The sequence below is a fragment of the Streptomyces afghaniensis genome, assembly GCF_044327915.1.
Taxonomy (GTDB): domain Bacteria; phylum Actinomycetota; class Actinomycetes; order Streptomycetales; family Streptomycetaceae; genus Streptomyces; species Streptomyces afghaniensis.
The window spans coordinates 112,198-132,349 of sequence record NZ_JBIRGJ010000009.1 but is presented as its reverse complement, the minus strand read 5'-3'; the positions used below and the strand labels follow the sequence as shown (position 1 = coordinate 132,349).

Sequence of the window (20,152 nt, the reverse complement as noted above, 5' to 3'; positions counted from 1 at the left end):
GGGGGTGTCAGGCCGTGCCGAGCGCGCCGGCGCGGGCGGCGGCGAAGGCGGTGTGCGGGTCGCGGTCCGGGTACGACCAGGGCGCCGGGGTGGCGTACCGGCCGATCCGGTGGAACAGGGCGGCGGCCTCGGCGCCCCGCCCCTCGCAGTACTTGGCGTGGGCGAGGAAGTTCAGGTCGATCAGCCGGCGCGGGTGCCCTTCCAGTTCCCACTCCAGCCACCAGTCGAAGGCGGCCTTCATGACCTGCCGGGCGCGGCGGCCGGTCCAGTGGCCCGAGGTGGCCGGGTCGGCGGATTCGTGCCCGGCTGCGGCAAGCGCGCGGTAGCGCTCGGCGTGCGCGATGACCGGCAGGATCGCGAGCGGGGAGTCGGCGGGTGCCTGTTCGGCGGCCCAGTTGGCGAAGTCGTAGACCTCGTGCAGCGGGTCAGGACCGGCCTCGGTGCGGCGTCCGGCGAGCCGGGCGACCATCAGGTGGTGGGCGTGGTGGTGGTCGGCGTACCGGGCGCGGACCTGCTCGAAAGTGCGGACCACGTCCTGGTCGGTGCCGAGCGCGCACTCCAGCAGGAGCAGGCCGAGCCAGGGGGTGGGGTCGGCGGGGGCGCGGGCGGCGGCGGTCGCGCAGGCCTCGCGGGCGCCGGCCGGCTTGCCCTTGCCGTGCAGGGCGCGCCGGACCTGGGCGAGGGCGAGCAGGACGGAGGCGTCGGCGGACTCGGGTTCGGCGAGCAGCCACTCACGGGCCCATGCGGCGCAGTAGGGCTCCCGGGCGAGGACCGTGACGCGGTGGCCGCGCCGGTCCCAGTCGTCTCCGGTGTGCACCAGCAGGGAGCGGGCGTTCTGCCAGCGGCCCTGCGCCAGCGCGGCGCGCGCGGCCACGAGGTCGGCGTCGTCGAGGGCCTCGTCGAAGGCCTGAGACGCACGTCTGCGGCCACGGCCGAGGGGAGGCGGGGGTGGGGGCACCGCGGAACTTCCTCACGCGCTCTTCTTGTGTTTCGGCTCACGGCGGTCGATGGAGCGCATGTGTGCGCTTCGCCATGAACTGATCACGCACAGCCAACCCCCAGCCAATGCTTGACGTCAAGGCCGGCAAGGGCGTTACACGCGTCAACTGCTGCCACTTGTGAGGATTTTGTGATCAGCGAGGCCTCAGAGGTGGGCGAGGCAGGCATCCGATTTTTCCGTTTCGCCCTTTGTGGCGTGCGTCATAGTGCTGGGCGGCCAGCACCGCGCACCATGGCATGACGTACGGGCGCGCCGGGCGGAGCCGGCCGGTACAGTCGGCCCCTACGCCATCGTGACCCGACCTGATGATCGAGGTACACCGCGTGTCGGTTCTGGTACTGGTGCTCGCCATGAGCGCCGCTTGCTGTCTTGGCTTCGGTTTCGTGCTTCAGCAGAACGCGGCCCAGCGCGCCCCGCTCAACGACTTCCTGTCCTTCCGGCTGCTGGTCGACCTGGTGAAGGTGCCGCGCTGGCTCGGCGGCATCGCGCTGATGGTGGTCGGCATGGCGCTGGGCGCGGCCGCGCTGGGGCAGGGCGAGCTGTCGCTGGTGGAGCCGCTGCTGGCGACGAACCTGCTGTTCGCCCTCGCGCTGTCCCGTCGGCAGACCCGGCAGCCGCTCGGCCGCCAGGGCTGGGGAGGCCTGCTGCTGCTGGCGGGCGGTGTGAGCGCGTTCATCGTGGCGGGCGAGCCACAGGGCGGCGCCGCGACGGCCGATCCCACCCGGCAGTGGCTGATCATCGGGGCGATGGTCGGGCTCGCCCTGCTGCTCACCGCGCACGCGAAGCGCTCCCGGCTGAGCTCCGGGCCGGTGCTGCTGGCCCTGGGAGCCGGGCTCCTCTACGGCGTGCAGGACGCGCTCACGCGGGTGAGCGGGGAGAGGTTCTCCGAGGGCGGCTTCGCCGAGTTGCTGACCGGGTGGCAGCCGTACGCCGTCATCGCGCTGGGCGTCACGGGGCTGGTCCTCGTGCAGAGCGCCTTCGAGACCGCGTCCCTGCGCAAGTCGCTGCCCGCCCTGACCGCGGCCCAGCCGATCGCCGGGATCATCTGCGGCGTCGGCTTCCTGGGCGACCGGCTGCGGACCGACGCGGTGGCGCTGAGCTGGGAGGCGGGCGGCCTCCTGGCCGTGGTGGCCGGGATCGTCCTGCTGGGTCTGCATCCGGCCATGCCGACCGGGGCGGCGGAGCGGGTGCGTGCGGGGCAGCTTCAGCCGCAGCCGCAGGCGCAGTGAGGCCTCGCGCCCTGCTTGGATGAGGGCATGAGCGCTGCCGACGAGGGCATGAGCCCCGCTGACGAGATCCTCGACATCGTCGACGAGAACGACCGGGTCATCGGGCAGTCGCCCCGGGGCGAGGCCTACGCCGGAGGGCTGCGGCACCGCTGTGTGTTCATCCAGGCCCGGGACGCCGAGGGCCGGATCTTCGTGCACCGGCGGACGCCGACCAAGCTGGTCTTTCCCTCCCTGTACGACATGTTCGTCGGCGGAGTGGTCGGCGCGGGCGAGTCCTACGACGCGGCGGCGCTGCGCGAGGCCGAGGAGGAACTGGGCGTGACGGGTCTGCCGCTCCCCCGGTACCTCTTCAAGTTCCTCTACGACGACGGCGCCGGGCAGACCTGGTGGTCGGCGGTGTACGAGGTCCGGTGCGACCTTCCGGTACAGCCGCAGGCCGAGGAGGTGGCCTGGCACGACTTCCTGCCCGAGGACGAGGTGCGGCGGCGGCTGGACGACTGGGAGTGGGTGCCGGACGGGCTGGCGGCGTACGAGCGGCTCACGGCGTTTCGGTCGGCGGGCTGAGCGGGCTGAGCGGGCTGCCGACCGGGTCGGGCCGCACTGCGGCAGGCCGCACGGTGACGGGCGGCACCGGCAGCGCCCGGCGACGGGGTCCCCGGTAGGGTCGCGCACGTGATCGAGTTCGTACGGAACGTCCGTTTGTGGTTCGCGCCGGCGGAGGTGCGGCGGGACGGCGAGACGCCGGACTACCGGTTCTCGCTGGCGAACGAACGCACCTTCCTGGCCTGGCTGCGCACCGCCCTCGCACTGATCGGCGGCGGCTTCGCCGTGGACCAGTTCCTGCCGGACCTGCGCTGGGGCTGGCGGGTGGGGCTGGCGCTGGCGCTGCTGGCCGCGGGCGTGCTGTGCGCGCTGCGGGCGGTCAACCACTGGGTGCGCTGTGAGCGGGCCATGCGCCGGGGCGAGGACCTGCCGGTGTCCCGGTTCCCGGCGGTGCTGAGCCTCGTCGTCGCGATCGTGGCCCTCGTCATGGTCGTCGTGGTGCTCGTGGGGTGGAAGGGGTGAACGCGCCGGCGGCCCGACGGCAGGACCCCGACCGCGACCCCGGGCTGCAACCCGAGCGGACCCGGCTCGCGTGGCGGCGTACGACGCTGTCGGGCACGGTCGCCGCCGTGCTCGCCGTGAAGACCGCGCTGCAGGGCGGGGCGTCGACGCCCGGGATCGTCGCGTGCGCGCTGTGCGGCGTCCTGTGGCTGGCCTTCCTGACCATCGCCCACCGCCGCATCCGCACGCTCGCAGCCACCACCAGCCCCGCGGCGTTCGCCCCCCGACACGCCACGGCCGCGGTGCTGTGCACGCTGGCGATGGCGGCGTGCGGGGCGGCGCTCGTCCTCTAGGCCGCAGCGCGATGCGGCCGGCCACCGGGGCCGGGACGCCGGTCACCAGGGCGGCGGGCGGCCGCCTGCCAGGGACCGCACCCCGGGCGCGCCAGGCACTCTACGCCGCGCCGCCGATCAGGGGGCCGGCGCTCGTCCGGCCAGGCCACTGCGGGCGGCCGCCGCCGAGGGCCGGGGCGGCGGACCGCAGGGGACCGCACCCGGGCGCGCCGAGTACCGCACGCCGCGGGCGCCCGATCAGCGAGGGGCGCTCATCAGGCACCACGCGTTGGGGGCGGCTGCCGCCGAGGGCCAGGGGCAGCCGACCGCCTGGGCCGCATGTCGCGAGTGGTGCCTGCCAGGGACCACCTCCCGGCCTCGCCGAGGACCGAACACCGCGGGCGCCCGACCAGCGAGGCGGCACTCGTCCGCCAGGCACCGCGCGTTGCGGGCGGCTGCCGCCGACCGACCGCCGGGGTCGCATGCCGAGCGGTGCCTGCCGGGGACCGCACGCCGCAAGGCGTCGGCCCGGGAACCCGGACCGCAGGACGCCGGAGCGGCCGCTGGAACCACCGACCGCCCTGGCGCCGCCCACCGGAGGTGGGGCGCTGTACGTCCGGGCGTCGCCCGCCGGGCGCACCCTCATGCCAGGGCGCGCGCGTCGGGCGTCAAGGCTCAGGCCTGCGGTTATGTGTCCTCCGGCTCCCAGTCCACCGTCACGACGATCTTGCCGCGCGTGCGGCCCTGCTCGTTCAGTCGGTGTGCGTCGGCCGCTCGTTCCAGCGGGAACGTCTCCGATACGTGCACGCTCAGCACGCCCTGTTCCGCCAGTTCGGACAGCCGCCGGAGGTCCTCGGCGTCGGGGCGGACGAAGTAGTAGCGGCCGCCGTAGTTCACGACGTCGATGTCGGCGATCGACGCCAGGCGGCCCTCGGGGGCCAGCAGGTTCGCCGAGACCTTCAGCGCGTCCCCGCCGACCGTGTCGAACACCGCGTCCACACCTTCGGGCGCCAGCCCGCGCACGCGCTCGCCCAGGCCCTCGCCGTACGTCACCGGCTCCCCGCCGAGGCCACGCACGAATTCATGGTTGCTCTCGCTCGCCGTGCCGATCACCCGGGCACCGAGATGGACGGCGAGCTGCACGGCGATCGAGCCGACCCCGCCGGCCGCGGCGTGCACCAGCACCGTCTCGCCCCGCTTCACCTGGAGCACCTTGACCAGGACCTGGTAGCCGGTGAGCCCGACCAGCGGCAGTCCGGCCGCCTCCTCGAAGGAGAGGTTGCGCGGCTTGCGGGCGAGGGTGCGCAGGGGCGCGGCCACGTATTCGGCGAAGGTGCCGCGGGAGAGGAAGTCCTCGCGCACGTACCCGATGACCTCGTCCCCGACGTCGAACTCCGAGACCGCCACGCCGGGCCGTACGACGACGCCCGAGACGTCCCAGCCCGGCACCACCGGGAACGCGGCTTCGAAGAGCCCCTCGAGGTAGCCCTGGCGGGCCTTCCAGTCGACGGGGTTCACGGACGCCGCCCGCACCTTCACCAGCACCGAGTCCGGGCCGACCTTGGGATCGCGGACCTCCCCGAACGCCAGCACCTCGGGTCCGCCGTACCGTGAGTAGCTGATCGCCTTCATGAATCAGACCTTCCGGGCTCGCAGGGTCGCACGCAAGCCGGATGGCCTGAACGAACCGGCCGAAACCTCCCCGGCGCCCCACGGCGGGAGTCGTCGGCCTATCGTGGCTCCGATCACGTTTCGGCCCCGCTCTGGACGACATACCGACCGGTCGGCATCATGAGTCGGGAACTGTTCACCTGCCCGTAGGAGCGACGCATGAGCCCCGACCACCCGCCCGGACTCGACCTCGACCGGCTGCGCGGCCTGCTCGACCGTGAGCTGCCCGGCCTGGTGAGCGGCGCACTGTCCGGCCGGCTGATCGAGGGCGGACGGTCGAACCTCACCTACGCCGTCTCCGACGGCACCTCCCGGTGGGTCGTACGACGGCCCCCGCTCGGCCATGTCCTGGCCACCGCGCACGACATGAAGCGCGAGCACCGGGTGATCAGCGCGCTGCACCCGACCGCCGTGCCGGTTCCGCGGCCGGTGCTGCTGTGCGAGGACGAGGAGGTGCTCGGCGCGCCGTTCTACGTCATGGAGTTCGCCGAAGGCACCCCGTACCGCACGGCCGACCAGCTCGCCCCGCTCGGTCCGGAGCGGACCCGGGGCGCGGTGCTGAACCTGGTGGACGCGCTGGTGGAGCTGCACGCGGTGGACCCGGGAGAGGTGGGGCTCGCGGACTTCGGCCGGCCCGAGGGCTTCCTGGACCGGCAGCTGCGCCGCTGGGGCAAGCAGCTGGACGCCTCGCGCAACCGCGAGCTGGCCGGGATCGACGAGCTGCACGCGACGCTCGGCCGGCGGCTGCCCTCCTCCCCCGCCCCGGCGGTGGTGCACGGCGACTATCGGCTGGACAACGTCCTGATCGGCGAGGACGACCGCATCAAGGCGATCCTCGACTGGGAGATGTCCACCCTGGGCGACCCGCTCACCGACCTGGGTCTGCTGGCGATGTACAGCATCCCGCTCGATGCGGCGGACTCCCCCGTCTCCACGACCGCCGAGGCACCCGGGCACCCGGACCCGGCCGAACTGATCGAGCGGTACGCCGCGCGTTCGGGGCGCGACGTCTCCGCGGTCTCCTGGTACACCGCGTTCGCCTGGTTCAAGCTCGCCGTGATCCTGGAGGGCATCCACTACCGCTACACCCTGGGCCAGACGGTCGGGCACGGCTTCGACCGCATCGGCGGCCTGGTCCCCGTCTTCATCGAGCACGGTCTCACCACCCTTCAGGAAGGCTGACGGACATGGACTTCGCGTTCGACGCGCGCACCGAGGAGCTGCGCGGCAAGCTGCTGGCGTTCATGGACGAGTACGTCTACCCGGCCGAGGCCGTCGCGCACGAGCAGCGGGCGCAGCTCGGCTCGCCGTGGGAGACCCCGGCGGTGGTCGAGGAGCTGAAGGCCGAGGCGCGCAGGCAGGGCCTGTGGAACCTCTTCCTGCCGGACTCCGAGTACGGTGCCGGGCTCACCAACCTCCAGTACGCGCCGCTCGCCGAGATCATGGGGCGCTCCCCGCAGCTGGCCCCGACGGTGACGAACTGCGCGGCACCCGACACGGGGAACATGGAGGTGCTCACCCAGTTCGGCGACGAGCAGCAGCGCAAGCAGTGGCTGGAGCCGCTGCTGGCGGGCGAGATCCGCTCGGCGTTCGCGATGACCGAGCCGGATGTGGCCTCCTCGGACGCCACCAACATCACCACGCACATCGAGCGGGACGGCGACGAGTACGTCATCACCGGCCGCAAGTGGTACATCTCCGGGGCGATGCACCCGGACTGCAAGATCTTCATCGTGATGGGCAAGACGGACCCCGAGGGTTCCGACATCCGCCGTCAGCAGTCGATGATCCTGGTCCCCCGTGACACGCCGGGTGTGACGATCAACCGCGCGATGCAGGTCTTCGGCTACGAGGACCACTACCACGGCGGCCATGCCGAGGTGATCTTCGACCACGCGCGCGTGCCGGCGTCGAACCTCATCGGCGAGGAGGGCGGCGGCTTCGCCATCGCGCAGGCCCGGCTCGGTCCCGGCCGGATCCACCACTGCATGCGGCTGATCGGGATGGCGGAGCGGGCGATCGAGCTGATGTGCCGGCGGGCGGTGTCCCGTACGGCCTTCGGGAAGACGCTGGCCCAGCAGGGTGTGGTGCACAACTGGATCGCGGATGCGCGGGTGACCGTGGAGCAGTTGCGGCTGCTGGTGCTGAAGACCGCGTGGCTGATGGACACGGTGGGCAACAAGGGGGCGCACACCGAGATCCAGTCGATCAAGATCGCTACGCCCCGGGCGGTGGTGGACATTCTCGACCGGGCGATCCAGTTGCACGGTGCGGGGGGTGTGAGCCAGGACTTCCCGCTGGCGGAGCTGTACGCGGGGGCGCGGACGCTGATGATCGCGGACGGGCCGGACGAGGTGCACCAGCGGTCGCTGGCGCGGCGGGAGTTGAAGCGGTACGTGTGACGCGGCGGGCCGGCGGGGGGGGTTCTCCTCGCCCCCGCCGGCCCCTTGGCACAGCCCGGTATTTCCCGGTTACGGGCGCAGTGCGCGCAGCAGCAGGTCCGCCAGGTGGTCCGCCACCTGCTGAGGGCTCATCGGGCCCTCGGGGCGGTACCACGTCGACAGGTGGTGGACGGACCCGAAGTGGTAGTCGACCACCAGGTCCGCCGGTGTCGCCCTGGAGAAGACGCCCGCCTCCTGGCCCTCCTCGACCAGCGCGCGGAAGCGCTCGTGGTAGCGGCGGCGCTCGGCGCGGACCTGCTTGTTCTTCTCGGGGCTCAGGTGGTGCATGGACCGCCAGAAGATCATCGCGTCGTCGAGGTTGTCGATGGTCGTCACCACGACGTCCGCGGCCGCGGCCCGCAGCCGCTTCTCCACCGGCTCGTCGGCGTCCGCCACGGCGTCCAGTCTCTCCTGCTGGATGCGCAGCACGCGCGCGTACACCTCGTGCAGCAGGTCGTCCTTGGAGCCGAAGTAGTGGTAGAGCGCCCCCTTGGTGACCCCGGCCGCCTCGACGATCTCCTGCACCGAGGTGCGGTCGTAGCCCTGCTCGGCGAAGAGCCGGGTGGCGGCGGCCAGGAGCCGCTGAGGTACGGGGGTGCCGTCCGAGTCCGTCGTCCTGGGCACTGCCGCCACCTGCCTTTCCGTCCTGCTGTCAGTTGCCTTGCGTCCGGGAACGAAGTTCCCGACGGAGGATCTTCCCACTGGCCGTCTTCGGCAAGTCCGGCAGGATCTCCACCTGGCGCGGGTATTTGTAGGCGGCCAGTCTCTCCTTGCAGTAGGCGGCGAGTGCATCCGGGTCCGTGTCGGCGTCCGGGCGCAGGCTGATGTACGCCTTGACGGTCTCCCCGCGATACCCGTCCGGCACGCCCACCACGGCGGCCTCGCGCACCGCCGGGTGCGTGTAGAGCACGTCCTCGACCTCGCGCGGCCACACCTTGAAGCCGGACGCGTTGATCATGTCCTTCTTGCGGTCGACGACGTACAGCCAGCCCTGCTCGTCCATGAAGCCGATGTCGCCGGTGCGCAGTTCGGCGCCGGGGAACGTCGCCGCGGTGGCGTCGGGGCGCCGCCAGTAGCCGGGCACGACCTGCGGCCCCCGTACGACGATCTCGCCCTGTCCGCCGAACGGCACCTCGTCGCCGTTGTCGTCGACGATCCGTACGACCGTGTCGGGGCCGGGCAGACCGACCGCGAGGGTCCCGGAGACCGGGTCGACGGGCGCCTGAAGACCGGGCGGCACGGAGGCGCACGGCGCGGTGCACTCGGTCAGCCCGTAGCCGTTGCGAATGTACGGCCCGAAGCCCGCCCGGAACTTCTCCACCAGCGCGGGCGGCAGCGGGGCGCCGCCGGAGGAGATCACCCGGAAGGAGGAGAAGTGGTCCCGGGTGACGGACGGGTGCGCGGCCAGCGCCATGAAGGCCGTGGACGGGCCGACGGTGTAGTGCGGGCGGTGCTCGGCGAACGCGTCGAGCACCACGCCGGCCTCGAAGCGGTAGGCCAGCACGAGCGTGCCCGAGCTGCTCAGGCAGGCGCCGAACTGGCAGACCATGCCGGTGATGTGGAACAGCGGCGCCAGCGCGAAGTAGACGGGCCGCTCGGGCAGTCCCAGGCCGGTCCGCTGGCGCTCGGCGTTGTACATGATGTTGCCGTGCGTGTTGGTGGCACCCTTGGGCGCGCCGCTGGTGCCCGAGGTGTAGCTGATCAGCGCGATGTCGGAGGGGCCGCGGTCCCGGTCCTCGGGTGCCTTGTGCCCGGCCCGCGCCACGGTCACGAGGTCGTCGGCGTCCGGGGCCTGCGGCAGGCGCTCGAAGGTCAGTACGCGCGCGTCGTCGCGCGTCTGGAAGTCCAGCTCGCACCCGGTGAGCACGATCCGCACGGGCGAGTCCGCCGCCGTCTCGCGCAGATACGACTCCCACGCCCGGTCCGAGCAGATCAGCGCGGCGACCTCGCCGTCGCGCAGGACGTGGGACACCTCGCCCGACTTGTACATCGGGTTGACGGGTACGACGACCGCGCCCGCCTTCCAGGCGCCCAGCACGGCGAGCACGAAGTGCGGGGAGTTCTGGAGCAGTACCGCGACCCGGTCGCCGCGCTCCAGGCCGCGCGCCGCGAGATGCCCGGCGACGGAGTCGCTGAGTTCGTCGACGTCCCGGTAGGTCAGGCGGCCGTCGAAGTAGGCCAGGAAGTCGCCGTCCGGCGTCTCGGCCACGGCCCGGCGCAGGGCGTGCACGAGGGAGTCGGCAGGGCTTATCGCGCCCTTCTGGGCGTCGTCGAGCAGCTCCAGCCAGGGCTTGGCCGCGTAACGGGACTCGGTCACCGGTTCTCCTCCCACTGCTGCTGGATGCGGTTCATGCCGGTGAGCCACCGGTCGGGGTCACCGGCCCGGGCCTGGTGGTAGGCGGCGACCTCGGGGTGCGGAAGGATCAGGAAGCGGTCCTCCTCGATGCCCTTCACCAGGGCGTCCGCCACGGCCTCCGGCTCGATCGCGGTCGGCTGGAGCACCAGGTCGCCCGCACTGCCGGTGGCGGCCAGCATGTCGGTGCGGACGCCCTGCGGGCAGATGGCGTGGACCTTCACACCCCGGTGCCGGTACGTCAGCGACAGCCACTCGGCGAAGGCGAGGGCGCCGTGCTTGGTGACGGCGTAGGGCGCGGCGCCGATCATGGTGAGCAGCCCGGCGGCGGAGACGGTGGAGACGAACCGGCCGCCGCCCCGCTCCAGCCAGGCGGGCAGCAGCTCGTGAGCGGCCCGGACATGCGCCATGACGTTCACCTCCCAGGAGGTCGCCCAGGCCTTCTCGTCCAACGCCTGACCTGGATCGATGCCGTCGAAGGCGACGCCGGCGTTGGCGCAGTACACGTCGACGGTCCCGTCGAGCGCGTCGCGGGCGTCGGCGACGATCGCCGAGGCATCACCGGGCACGGCGACGCCCCCGACCTCGTCCGCGACGTGCTTGGCGCGCTCGGCGTCCAGGTCATTGACGACGACCCGGGCTCCCTCAGCGGCGAAGCGCCGGGCGAGCGCGGCTCCGATTCCGCCACCGGCCCCCGTGACAACGACTCCAGCCCCTTGAAAGGCTCCCACCATCGGTCTCCTCAGACGCGGCTCGGCAATGGCGCCAGACTAACCGGTCGGTATGTGCCACGGAAGGGGCGTGGGCAACGCCCCTGAAGGAGGGCGGGGAACTGCGCGACAAGCCACAGGCCGCCCGCAGCCTCCACACGGCCCGCGGGAGCGCATACCGTGCCCATGCCGACCGTCCCGGCTCAAGGAGGTCACCGCATGCACCCTTCCAGACGAGCAGTCCTCACCACGGCCACGGCGGCAGCCGTCGCGGCCGCCCCCGGCACCGCCGCCGCCCAGCGCCACAGGCTACTGCGCACCGGCTTCGAACGACTCGCACACGGCGGCTACGCCCTGCTCGACGGCCAGAAGGTCGGCGTCGTCACCAACCCCACCGGCACAACCCGCGACGTCCGCCACATCGTCGACGTCATGCACGAGGACGACCGCGTCGACCTCACCGCCGTCTTCGGCCCCGAGCACGGATTCCGCGGCACCGCCCAGGCCGGCGGCTCCGAGGGCCGCTACGACGACCCGGCGACCGGCCTGCCCGTCTACGACACCTACCTCAAGAGCGGCCGGCCACTCGCCGACATCTTCACCGCGTCCGGCGTGGACACGGTCGTCTTCGACATCCAGGATGTCGGCGCCCGCTTCTACACCTACATCTGGACCCTGTACGACTGCATGGATGCGGCCCGGCTCGCCGGCAAACGGTTCGTGGTCCTGGACCGGCCCAACCCGGTGACCGGCCGGGCGGCCCTGGGGCCCGTCCTGCACAAGGAGTTCGCCACGTTCGTCGGGCGGCAGCCCATCTCCCAGGCCCACGGGATGACCGTCGCTGAGCTGGCACGGCTGTTCAACGAGGAGTTCCTGACCGAGCCGGTACAGCTGGAGACCGTGGCCATGTCCGGCTGGAGACGCTCGGACTTCTACGACGCCTCCGGGCTGCCCTGGGTACCGCCCAGCCCCAACATGCCGACGCCGGAGACGGCCCTGGTCTACTCGGGAACCTGCCTGTTCGAGGGCACGAACCTGTCGGAGGGGCGCGGCACGACCCGGCCGTTCGAGCTGCTCGGCGCCGAGGGCGTCGACCGGCGCTGGGCCGCCGCCGCGAACGAACTCGCCCTGCCCGGTGTGCGGTTCCGGGAGGCGTACTTCGCGCCGACCTTCTCGAAGTTCCAGGGCAGGACGATCGGCGGCGTGCAGGTCCATGTGCACGACCGGGTCGTCTTCGATCCCGTACGGACGGGGATCGCCCTGCTGGTGACAGCCAAAGAGGTCTGGAGCGGCTTCGCCTGGCGTTCCGACCACTGGATCGACAAACTCACCGGCTCCGCACGCGTGCGCACGATGATCGACGCGGGCGCGGACACCGACGAGGTCGTGGCGGGGTGGCGGGAGGAGCTGGCGGCGTTCCGGAGGATGCGGCGCAAGTACCTCCGCTACCGCTGAGCGCGGCATCGCCCGCCCAATGCGCCCGTGACGTATGGCCAAGCTCCCCCGTTGGCAGGACGATGCGCCACATCGTGGCGTAACCCGGGGGAACAGGGGGCCTGTCATGGCGGATCCGGCGATGAGTGTGACGCCCTACTGGGAGCTGACCTTCGACGCGGACGGGGACCCGGCGAGCCGCCCGCGCGACCGGCTGCTCGCCGGGGTGACCGAGCGGAAGGTGCGGGACCTGGTCGTCTTCGCGCACGGCTGGAACAACGACCGCTCGGGGGCGACCCGGCTCTACGACCGGTTCCTGGCGCCCGTTCCGCGGCTGGCCCCGGCGGCCCGGATCGGGTACGTCGGCGTGCTGTGGCCGGCCATGCGGTTCTCCGACGAACCGATTCCGGACTTCCCGCGGGCCGTGGCTGCCGAGGCACCCCGGCGCCCGGTGCTCGACAAGGACACGCGGCACGCGCTGCTGGAGTCCTTCCCGGGCCGGGCGATCCTGGTCGACCAGATCGCCCGGCTGCTGGAGCAGCAGCCGCCGGAGGGGGCCGAGCTGGAGGAGTTCGGGCGGCTGGTGCGGCTGCTGGTGGAGATGGTGGCGCCCGGGCCGCAGGCGCTGTTCGCGGCGGACACGGTGGCGGAGGGTGTGCCGCAGAGCGAGCCGGAGATGCTGGCCGGCTCCTCGGCGGCGGCCTGCGAGGAATTCGCGCGGGCGCTGGCGGAGCTCGACGGGCCCGGCACGCGGCAGGGCTTCCGCCTCCCCAACCCCTGGGAGGGGGCGCACGAACTGCTGCGGCAGGCGACGTACTACGCGATGAAGCGGCGGGCCGGGACCGTCGGGGAGCGGGGTCTCGGGCGGGTCGTCGGGCAGCTGGCGAAGGCGGCGCCGGGCGTGCGCGTGCACCTGGTCGGGCACAGTTTCGGCGCGCGGCTGGTGTCGTTCGCGCTGCGCGGCCTCCCCGAGGGCGTGCGTACGGTGAAGTCGGTGACGCTGCTCCAAGGGGCGTTCTCGCACTACGCGTTCGCGGCCCGGCTGCCGCACGACGCCCGCGCCGGAGGGGTGCTCCAGGGGCAGCAGAACCGCGTCGACGGTCCGGTGGTGTGCTGCCACTCCCGGCACGACACGGCCCTGGGCACGATGTATCCGCTGGCGTCCCGCATGGCCGGTGACAGCCGGACCGTCGCCGGCCTCGACATGGGGCGGGCCCTGGGCGCCAAGTGGGGTGCGATGGGCTACGACGGGGTGCAGGCGGTGCCGGGCACGCGCGCGTACACCCTCGCCGAGGCCCTGCGGGCGAAGCTGCCCGGCTCGGGGTGCGTGAACGTCGACGCGGCTGCGGTGGTCAGACGCGGCGGCCCGCCCGCCGGCGCGCACAGCGACATCCTGCACGAGGAACTGGCCCGGCTGGTGCTGGCGGCGGGCCGTATCCGCTGACCCGCCGCCCGCGCCCGGGTCACCGATGTGAGGTGAACTCCACGACCTGCTGGTAGGTCGGCCGGTTCTGCCAGCTGATCTTGCCGTGCTTGATGCCGCCGAGGGTGCGGTGGATGACCGAGTCGGCGCACCACTGGTCGCCCGCCGAGCACTGGTCGTCGCCGGGGTAGACCTGGGCCGCCGTCTTGCCGGCCGCCTCCTTCAGGGTGCTGACGAGGATGTCACGGCAGGCGCCGAGGTCTCCGCCGCCGCAGTACTCGCGGGCCAGCGGCCCGCGCACCTGCTCGCCGAGCACAGCCCGGATGTCCTTGTCGACGTAGCTCCACCAGCCGTACTGGAAGGAGCTTCCGGCGTGCGACCCGGTCGGGCCGTGCGAGGCCGACGGGGACTCGTCGACGGGCAGGTTGGCGGTCATCGCCCCGAACAGCTCGCTGCCGAGGCCCGGTTCGAACTCGGCCTTCACCAGCAGCGGCCACCAGGCGTCCAGGATGCGGATCGCGTCGGCGTCGGCGTACTTCTTGGATCCGGCCGAGGTCTCCGTGCGCTTGCCGCCCGCTGCGACCCACGCCTGGAGCTTGCTCACGGCGGCCGCGGCGGTGGGGTCGGTGACCGGCGAACTGTTCACGGCCTTCAGCAGCTTGGGCAGGACGTCCTCCGCCCGCAGGTCGGCCGTGGCCGCGTCGGCCATGGCCTTCACCAGCGAGGCCCTGGTCACCCCGCCCTGCCGGACCAGCTTCTGCACGCGGTCCTCCAGGAGGTTGCCGCGGTGCACGGAGCCGTTGCCCCAGGGCGCGGTCGTGTAGTCCTTGGCCTGCTTGTTGTTCCAGGAGATGTAGTAGTCCTGGTCGATGGAGTTGGGGTGGGCGGAGGGCGGGGTGTAGTCGGCCGTGTTGGCCGCCGGGTCCCAGCCCCGCCACTCGTGCGCAGGCCGGGCCCACACCGGGAACTCGGCGTCGACGCCGTTCGCGCGCACCGGGTTGTCGCCGCTGTTGTAGTAGGCGGTGTGCTCGGAGTCGACGTAGAACCAGTTGAAGGTGTAGTTGATGTGCTGCACCGCCTTCTGGAACGACTCCGGTCCCTTCACGTAGTCCGGGTCGTTCAGCATCTGGAAGCCGATGATGGAGTCGGCCTCGTGCATGAAGGAAGAGCGCAGGGTGGTGTAGGCGACCTTCTTGCCGCCGACCGTGGCACGGTACTCGACGGGTCCGTACTTCGTGCGCCAGACCCGCATCGTGTACGAGCCGGCCGCGGTGCCGTCGGCGACCGTCGGCTTCCAGGCGTTCTTCTGCTCGATCTTCTCCATCGGCGTGCAGGTGCCTCGGTAGAGGTAGTGGTAGTCGTCCTTGCACAGTTCGACGGCGAACGTGTCGATGATGTCCTGGCCGGAGGTCGTGGCGCTCCACGAGTAGTCCTGGCCGCGGCCGAGTTCGACGTACATGCTCAGGCCCGCGAAGGAGGCGCCGCGGGCGCTGATGCCCGGGCCCTGGAGCTCCTGGAGCAGCAGCAACTGGGGGGCGAAGTAGCCGGTCTGCGGGCCGAACACGGCGACCGGGTGGCCGCTGGCGGTGTGCTCGCCGCTGACCACGAGGGCGTTGGACATGCCGCGCTTGGCGGAGGACAGGGCCGACTTGGCCGCCTCGCCGGACGCGCCGGTGGCACTGGCCGTGGTGGCGCTGCCGGTGCGGTCGTAGACGAGCGGCTCCGGCTTCACCGAGCCGGCGTCCGGCATTGCCGCGCCCTGCGGGTCGTCCGGCTTGGTCACGTACGGGAAGCTGCCCTCGTGGACGGTGAGGACGGCCTCCGGGTCGTTGCGCTCCCGGAAGGATTCCCACACCTTGGTGCCTTCCGCCACCCCGTACTTCTCCTGGGCGGCGAGCAGGGAGAGGGCGTTGTTGACCTCGCCGCCTCCGCCGGAGCCGAACAACGCGCCGATGACGGACCCCAGCGCGACCATGTCGGTGATCTTGAAGTGCTCGATCTTCCCGGCGTTGGTGACTGAGTCCTTGTGCCCGGTGAGGACGTACTCACCGGGGAAGTACCGGCCGCTGTCGGAGGCGTCGATGTAGGCATTGATGCCGTCGAGGTAGGCCTCGGCGTCGGCGAGGGCCTGCTTGCCGCGCTCGCCGTTGGTGGCGACGGCGTTGTCGATCTGCGCCTGGAGGTCGGCCTCGCTGTAGGGCGCGTGCCGCCAGAACTGCTGTTCCAGGCCCTGGTTGGAGGGCGCGCCGCCCGCGAAGGAGGTCACCTGTCCACGCCCGACGTGCCGGAAGACGTCCATCAGCCACAGCCGGTCCTGTGCGGCGGCATAGCCGGCCCCGAACTCCGTGCCGTACCTGGTGGTACCGGTGATGTGCGGCACACCGGTCTTCTTGTCCCGGACGATCGTCACGTCACCGCGCCCGGCCGGTTTGACGGTGGAGGCGACCTGATCCGCCGGGACCCCGAACGACGCGTCGTTGAAGAAACTGCTGATCTTGTCGTTGGTGAGGCCGGTGTACCCCTTGGCGAGGTCGGCGTAGGGCCCGAGCTGGTCTTCCGCATGCTCGGGCTGAGTGCCGAAGGCCTGGTTCAGGAGGACCTGGGCCAGGGTGGCGTTGCCGTTCTGGCCGGGCGGGAGGATGTCCGAACACTGGTTGCCGCAGTGGTCGTTCGCCGCGGCCGTGGCCTGCGCGGTCCCCGTCTCCGAGGCGGCCGCCTGTGACAGTGGCGACAAAAGACCCGCGATCAGCGCGCATACCGATGCGGTCTTCAGGAACCCGGGGATTCCGCGGGGAGTTCTCATTCTGTCGAGAACGGTGCGTGGGTTACGCCGTGGCATGTGGGGGGCTCCTCCCGACGGGGGTGGGCGGGGATGTTACCGCCGGTATCCCCGCGATTGAAGATGAGCAAGCGTCACTTTTTGGAGTCAGCACAACAGGCACACGGACCACGGCAGTCGACTCGAGGCCTCGTCGGGCGGCTTATGGAGGCCATTTGAAATCGGATGGAGCCGATTCGCTTGTCGATACGTCTATTCGGCGACGTCCTTACGACGACGCCGAAGTGACCGGATTACAGGTGCAGGTGTGACGGAGGTGCAGGACGATGGCCGGTTTCCGGAGTCTGGCGAGACAGGTCCGCGATCCGCGGTGCGATCTGGCACTGCGGCGCTATTCGCTGCGCAAGTGCCTTGAGAGGTTCGCCCCTTACGGGCACAGGGCGACCTGGGACCATCTTTGTTCCCGGGCCGGGTTCGGTCCTGAGGACCGGTCCCCCGATCCGGTGCGGCTCGTGGCCGCACTGGACGAACTGGAGGAGGCGCGGGCGGTCTGGCTGGCCTACGAGGTCGAGTTCGCCGAGCGCCGCAAGAAGGAGAAGCACGACGGACTGCGCCGGCCGGGCAGTGTGGACGACTGGCACCGGCTGACCTGGGGCGGTTTCGGCGTGGCGTGGTGCGACGATCCGGCGGTCCATCCCCGTGAACCGCTGGCGGAGGTGCTGCGCCGGCTGATCGCCGCGCTGGAGCGGGAGCCGGGCTCGACGTGTCCGGTGTGCGGCGGGGAACAACTCGCCTGGAAGTACGACCTGGACCACGAGCCTTCGGCGGGTCCGGTCTGCACGGACTGCGGAATTCTCGTACCGCGTCCGGTGCTCACGCCCGAGTCTCTGGCGGACGCCAGGCGGGCGAGGCTGTTGGTGTCGGCTTGACGAGTGCGGGTGCGCGGGGGGTGCGCCGGGGATGCCGCACCCCCACTGTCAGTGAGGGCTGACACCATCGTCGACATGGTGCAGGTGTGTCTGAACGGTCCGCGGACCGCCGCCGACGGTACGGCGGTGCCGCTGACGCCCGAGGCCATGGCCGACTCCGCCGCGGACGCCGTCGCGGCCGGGGCCACGGACATCCATGTCCATCCCAAGACGCCGTGCGGGCGGGACACGTTGTCGCCCAGGGTGCTTGCGGAGACGCTCTCGGCGATTCGCTCGCGCGTGCGGGTGCCGGTGGGTGTGACCACGGGGGCATGGGCCGAGCCGGACCCTGCCGCCCGGCTGGAGCGGATACGGAGCTGGACCGACCTGCCCGACCACGCCTCGGTCAACTGGCATGAGCCCGGTGCGGAGGAGGTTGCCGCCCTGCTCCTGGATCTCGGGGTGGGCGTGGAGGCCGGCATCTGGTCCGGGACGGACGGTGCGGAGCGGTTCGCTGCCTCGCCGCTGGGGCCGAGGGTGCTGCGGGTCCTGGCCGAGGTGACGGATACCGGCCCTTCGAGTGCGGTGGCTTCTGCGCGGGGGCTGCTGTCCGAGCTCGGGGCCGCGCACGGGCGTCCCGTGCTGCTGCACGGGGAGGACGGGGGTGCGTGGCCGGTGCTGCGGCTTGCGGGCGAGCTGGGGTTGGCCACGCGGGTCGGGGTGGAGGATGTGCTGGTGCTGCCGGACGGGAGGCCGGCCGGGTCCAACGCGGAGCTGGTCACGGCGGGGTCGGTGGAGTACGAGGCAGGTCGGCGAGGCTGCTGAGGCCGGGGCGTTGGGCAGCTCGGCCCGACGAGGTGCCGCTGCGCCCACCCGTGCCGCCCCAAGCGGCACGACTGCCCGCAGCTGAGCGGGACCGACGGCCCGCAGCGCGGCGGTTACGGCTGCTGCGCAGACCGCCGCGCGCCCGCGCACGGCGAGGAGGGGACGTGCCGGGGTCCGACCGCGGCGGTTGGCGCGTCAACGCCGGTCAGTCGGTAGGTGACCCACCCGCACAGGCGCTACCCGCGCCCCTTGTCCACCATCAGGCGTGACCCCGCCCGGCTCTCGCCGAAGACGTCGCCCGGGTTGGAGAGGACGCATGTGTCGAGGGAGAGGCAGCCGCAGCCGATGCAGTCGGTGAGGTGGTCGCGGAGGCGGTTCAGCTGCTTGATGCGCTCGTCCAGTTCCGAGCGCCAGGCCTCCGACAGATGCGCCCAGTCCTCCCGGGTCGGCGTCCGCTCCTCGGGCAGCTCCGCCAGCGCCTCGCGGATCGTCGCCAGCGGGATGCCGACCCGTTGCGCGGCCCGGATGAAGGCGACCCTGCGCAGCGTGTCACGCGAGTAGCGGCGCTGGTTGCCGGCGGTCCGGCGACTGCTGATCAGGCCCTTCGACTCGTAGAAGTGCAGGGCGGAAACGGCGGCCCCGCTGCGCGCCGCCAGCTGGCCGACCGTGAGCTCGTGGATCTTCTCTGAAATCTGGGGCACCCTTCGAACCCTACCGATCGACCCCACCGAGTCCGTTGACACGGCCCCCGCAGCCGACCATGCTAAGCAGTCGCTTAGAGATTCAAGCGCACGCAGACTTCCTGACGCGAGAGGCCGGGACATGGCACAGCCGAGGATCTTCACATCCGTCGACGACCTGAAGTCGGCGGTGGGCGAGCAACTGGGGTACACCGACTGGCTCGACATCGACCAGAAGCGGATCGACCTCTTCGCGGAGGCCACCGGCGACCACCAGTGGATCCACGTCGACCCGGAGAAGGCCGCCGCGGGCCCCTTCGGCACCACCATCGCCCACGGCTATCTCACGCTGTCGCTGCTCCCCCTCTTCGGACCGCAGCTGATCTCCGTCGAGGGCGTGAAGATGGGCGTCAACTACGGGACGAACAAGGTCCGTTTCCCCTCCCCCGTCCCCGTCGGCTCCCGGCTCCGCGCCACCGCGACCATCAGCGCCGTCGACGACGTGCCCGGCGGCGTCCAGGTGACCGTCGCCTTCACCGTGGAACGCGAGGGCGGCGACAAGCCCGTCTGCGTCGCCGAGTCCGTCGCCCGCTACTACTTCTGACCTCGGCGGGCCGCCGCTGCGCCGTCCCCCACCATCCGCAGCACGAGGTCGGCGTACAGCGCGCCGACCTCGTCCGGCGTCCACGGCCCGTCGACGTTGAACCAGCGCGCCACGTCGATGCAGAGCGAGAGCACGGCCAGGGTCGTGCCCTTGACGTCCAGCACGTCGAACTCACCGGCGGCCACGCCGTCCTCGATGATCGCCCGCACCTCGGCGTCGCACTGCCGCCGCAGCGCGAGGATCTCGTCACGGGCGTCCGGACCGAGCGAGTCCAGCTCGTACTGGACGACCCGCGCGGTGGTGCGTCCGCCGGCGTGCCAGCGGACGAAGGAGCTGACCGCGCCGGCCAGGCGCTCGCGGGCGGTGCCCTCCCGCCGGGCCGCCGTCCGCAGGATCTCCAGGGCCTTCTCGTGCCCGATTCTGCTGATGCGGTGCAGCAGCTCTTCCTTGGTCTTGTAGTGGATGTAGAGCGCGGCCGGGCTCATCCCGGCGCGACCCGCGATGTCCCGGGTCGTCGTGGCGTGGTACCCGCGCTCGGCGAAGGCCTCCACCGCGGCGATCAGCAGCCGTCGCGCCGCGTCGGGCGTGACCTCGCCCCACGCCTGCGCCTCGCCGCCGGCCGTATCCTCCGCCGTACTCATCACTCGCCCCTCTCCACCGACAGGGACAACACCATACCGCCGAAGGTGAGCGAGCGCTTAGTGAGAGCGCCCGGTGCG

Annotated in this window: 19 protein-coding genes; 11 read left to right on the top strand and 8 right to left on the bottom strand. The window is 71.9% G+C overall.

The window, feature by feature from the left end; all coding sequences use genetic code 11:
- Positions 1 to 7 precede the first annotated feature (7 nt).
- Positions 8 to 958 carry a hypothetical protein gene (locus ACH4G3_RS32575; RefSeq protein ID WP_397627881.1) on the bottom strand — a complete coding sequence of 317 codons (951 nt, stop codon included), beginning with the start codon at positions 956 to 958 and terminating at the stop codon, positions 8 to 10.
- Between the two features lie 365 nt (positions 959 to 1,323).
- Between ACH4G3_RS32575 and ACH4G3_RS32570 the strand changes: the two genes are divergently transcribed.
- The 4 genes from ACH4G3_RS32570 to ACH4G3_RS32555 all read left to right on the top strand — a co-directional run bounded on the left by ACH4G3_RS32570 (position 1,324) and on the right by ACH4G3_RS32555 (position 3,626).
- Positions 1,324 to 2,229, top strand: a complete 906-nt coding sequence (locus ACH4G3_RS32570; RefSeq protein WP_397627880.1) for a DMT family transporter — start codon at positions 1,324 to 1,326, stop codon at positions 2,227 to 2,229.
- Between the two features lie 48 nt (positions 2,230 to 2,277).
- A complete protein-coding gene (locus ACH4G3_RS32565; protein ID WP_397628125.1) occupies positions 2,278 to 2,793 on the top strand; it encodes an NUDIX hydrolase in 516 nt (171 codons plus the stop codon).
- 108 nt (positions 2,794 to 2,901) lie between these two features.
- Positions 2,902 to 3,294: a YidH family protein gene (locus ACH4G3_RS32560; protein WP_397627879.1), complete on the top strand. Its 393-nt coding sequence runs from the start codon at positions 2,902 to 2,904 to the stop codon at positions 3,292 to 3,294.
- Positions 3,291 to 3,626: a DUF202 domain-containing protein gene (locus tag ACH4G3_RS32555; protein ID WP_397627878.1), complete on the top strand. Its 336-nt coding sequence runs from the start codon at positions 3,291 to 3,293 to the stop codon at positions 3,624 to 3,626. The genes ACH4G3_RS32560 and ACH4G3_RS32555 overlap by 4 nt, the downstream gene beginning before the upstream one ends.
- A 666-nt stretch (positions 3,627 to 4,292) precedes the next feature.
- Here ACH4G3_RS32555 and ACH4G3_RS32550 read toward each other — a convergent pair.
- A complete protein-coding gene (locus tag ACH4G3_RS32550; RefSeq protein WP_397627877.1) occupies positions 4,293 to 5,237 on the bottom strand; it encodes an NADP-dependent oxidoreductase in 945 nt (314 codons plus the stop codon).
- Positions 5,238 to 5,435: 198 nt separating this feature from the next.
- Between ACH4G3_RS32550 and ACH4G3_RS32545 the strand changes: the two genes are divergently transcribed.
- Positions 5,436 to 6,458: a phosphotransferase family protein gene (locus ACH4G3_RS32545; RefSeq protein WP_397627876.1), complete on the top strand. Its 1,023-nt coding sequence runs from the start codon at positions 5,436 to 5,438 to the stop codon at positions 6,456 to 6,458.
- A 5-nt stretch (positions 6,459 to 6,463) separates the two neighbouring features.
- On the top strand, positions 6,464 to 7,678 hold the full coding sequence (locus tag ACH4G3_RS32540; protein WP_397627875.1) for an acyl-CoA dehydrogenase: 1,215 nt from the start codon (positions 6,464 to 6,466) through the stop codon (positions 7,676 to 7,678).
- 69 nt (positions 7,679 to 7,747) lie between these two features.
- On the opposite strand, the gene ACH4G3_RS32535 is transcribed toward ACH4G3_RS32540, so the two are convergent.
- The 3 genes from ACH4G3_RS32535 to ACH4G3_RS32525 are packed head-to-tail and all read right to left on the bottom strand — an operon-like array spanning position 7,748 to position 10,804.
- Complete coding sequence (locus ACH4G3_RS32535) at positions 7,748 to 8,341, bottom strand: TetR/AcrR family transcriptional regulator (protein ID WP_397627874.1); 594 nt, start codon at positions 8,339 to 8,341, stop codon at positions 7,748 to 7,750.
- A gap of 28 nt (positions 8,342 to 8,369) precedes the next feature.
- Entirely contained in the window at positions 8,370 to 10,034 is a 1,665-nt protein-coding gene (locus ACH4G3_RS32530; protein WP_397627873.1) for a class I adenylate-forming enzyme family protein, read from the bottom strand.
- Positions 10,031 to 10,804, bottom strand: coding sequence for an SDR family oxidoreductase (locus ACH4G3_RS32525; RefSeq protein ID WP_397627872.1), 774 nt, complete (start codon positions 10,802 to 10,804; stop codon positions 10,031 to 10,033). Before ACH4G3_RS32525 ends, ACH4G3_RS32530 begins: the two co-directional genes overlap by 4 nt.
- Positions 10,805 to 10,999: 195 nt before the next feature.
- On the opposite strand from ACH4G3_RS32525, the gene ACH4G3_RS32520 reads away from it, so the two are divergent.
- Both ACH4G3_RS32520 and ACH4G3_RS32515 read left to right on the top strand, forming a co-directional pair.
- Positions 11,000 to 12,235, top strand: coding sequence for an exo-beta-N-acetylmuramidase NamZ family protein (locus ACH4G3_RS32520; RefSeq protein ID WP_397627871.1), 1,236 nt, complete (start codon positions 11,000 to 11,002; stop codon positions 12,233 to 12,235).
- A gap of 106 nt (positions 12,236 to 12,341) precedes the next feature.
- Positions 12,342 to 13,658, top strand: coding sequence for a serine-threonine protein kinase (locus ACH4G3_RS32515; protein ID WP_397627870.1), 1,317 nt, complete (start codon positions 12,342 to 12,344; stop codon positions 13,656 to 13,658).
- A 19-nt stretch (positions 13,659 to 13,677) separates the two neighbouring features.
- Here ACH4G3_RS32515 and ACH4G3_RS32510 read toward each other — a convergent pair whose 3' ends face one another.
- A complete protein-coding gene (locus tag ACH4G3_RS32510) occupies positions 13,678 to 16,476 on the bottom strand; it encodes a penicillin acylase family protein (protein WP_397627869.1) in 2,799 nt (932 codons plus the stop codon).
- 266 nt (positions 16,477 to 16,742) lie between these two features.
- Here ACH4G3_RS32510 and ACH4G3_RS32505 point away from each other — a divergent pair, with 266 nt between their 5' ends.
- The gene (locus ACH4G3_RS32505) at positions 16,743 to 17,345 is read left to right on the top strand and encodes a hypothetical protein (protein WP_243381225.1); all 603 of its coding nucleotides are present in this window, start codon (positions 16,743 to 16,745) and stop codon (positions 17,343 to 17,345) included.
- Between the two features lie 75 nt (positions 17,346 to 17,420).
- The gene (locus ACH4G3_RS32500) at positions 17,421 to 18,149 is read left to right on the top strand and encodes a 3-keto-5-aminohexanoate cleavage protein (protein WP_397628124.1); all 729 of its coding nucleotides are present in this window, start codon (positions 17,421 to 17,423) and stop codon (positions 18,147 to 18,149) included.
- A gap of 236 nt (positions 18,150 to 18,385) precedes the next feature.
- On the opposite strand, the gene soxR is transcribed toward ACH4G3_RS32500, so the two are convergent.
- Complete coding sequence (gene soxR / locus ACH4G3_RS32495; protein WP_397627868.1) at positions 18,386 to 18,850, bottom strand: redox-sensitive transcriptional activator SoxR; 465 nt, start codon at positions 18,848 to 18,850, stop codon at positions 18,386 to 18,388.
- Between the two features lie 121 nt (positions 18,851 to 18,971).
- Between soxR and ACH4G3_RS32490 the strand changes: the two genes are divergently transcribed.
- The gene (locus ACH4G3_RS32490) at positions 18,972 to 19,433 is read left to right on the top strand and encodes a MaoC family dehydratase (protein WP_397627867.1); all 462 of its coding nucleotides are present in this window, start codon (positions 18,972 to 18,974) and stop codon (positions 19,431 to 19,433) included.
- Here ACH4G3_RS32490 and ACH4G3_RS32485 read toward each other — a convergent pair.
- Positions 19,424 to 20,074, bottom strand: coding sequence for a TetR/AcrR family transcriptional regulator (locus ACH4G3_RS32485; RefSeq protein ID WP_397627866.1), 651 nt, complete (start codon positions 20,072 to 20,074; stop codon positions 19,424 to 19,426). The genes ACH4G3_RS32490 and ACH4G3_RS32485 overlap by 10 nt on opposite strands.
- Positions 20,075 to 20,152: the final 78 nt, after the last annotated feature.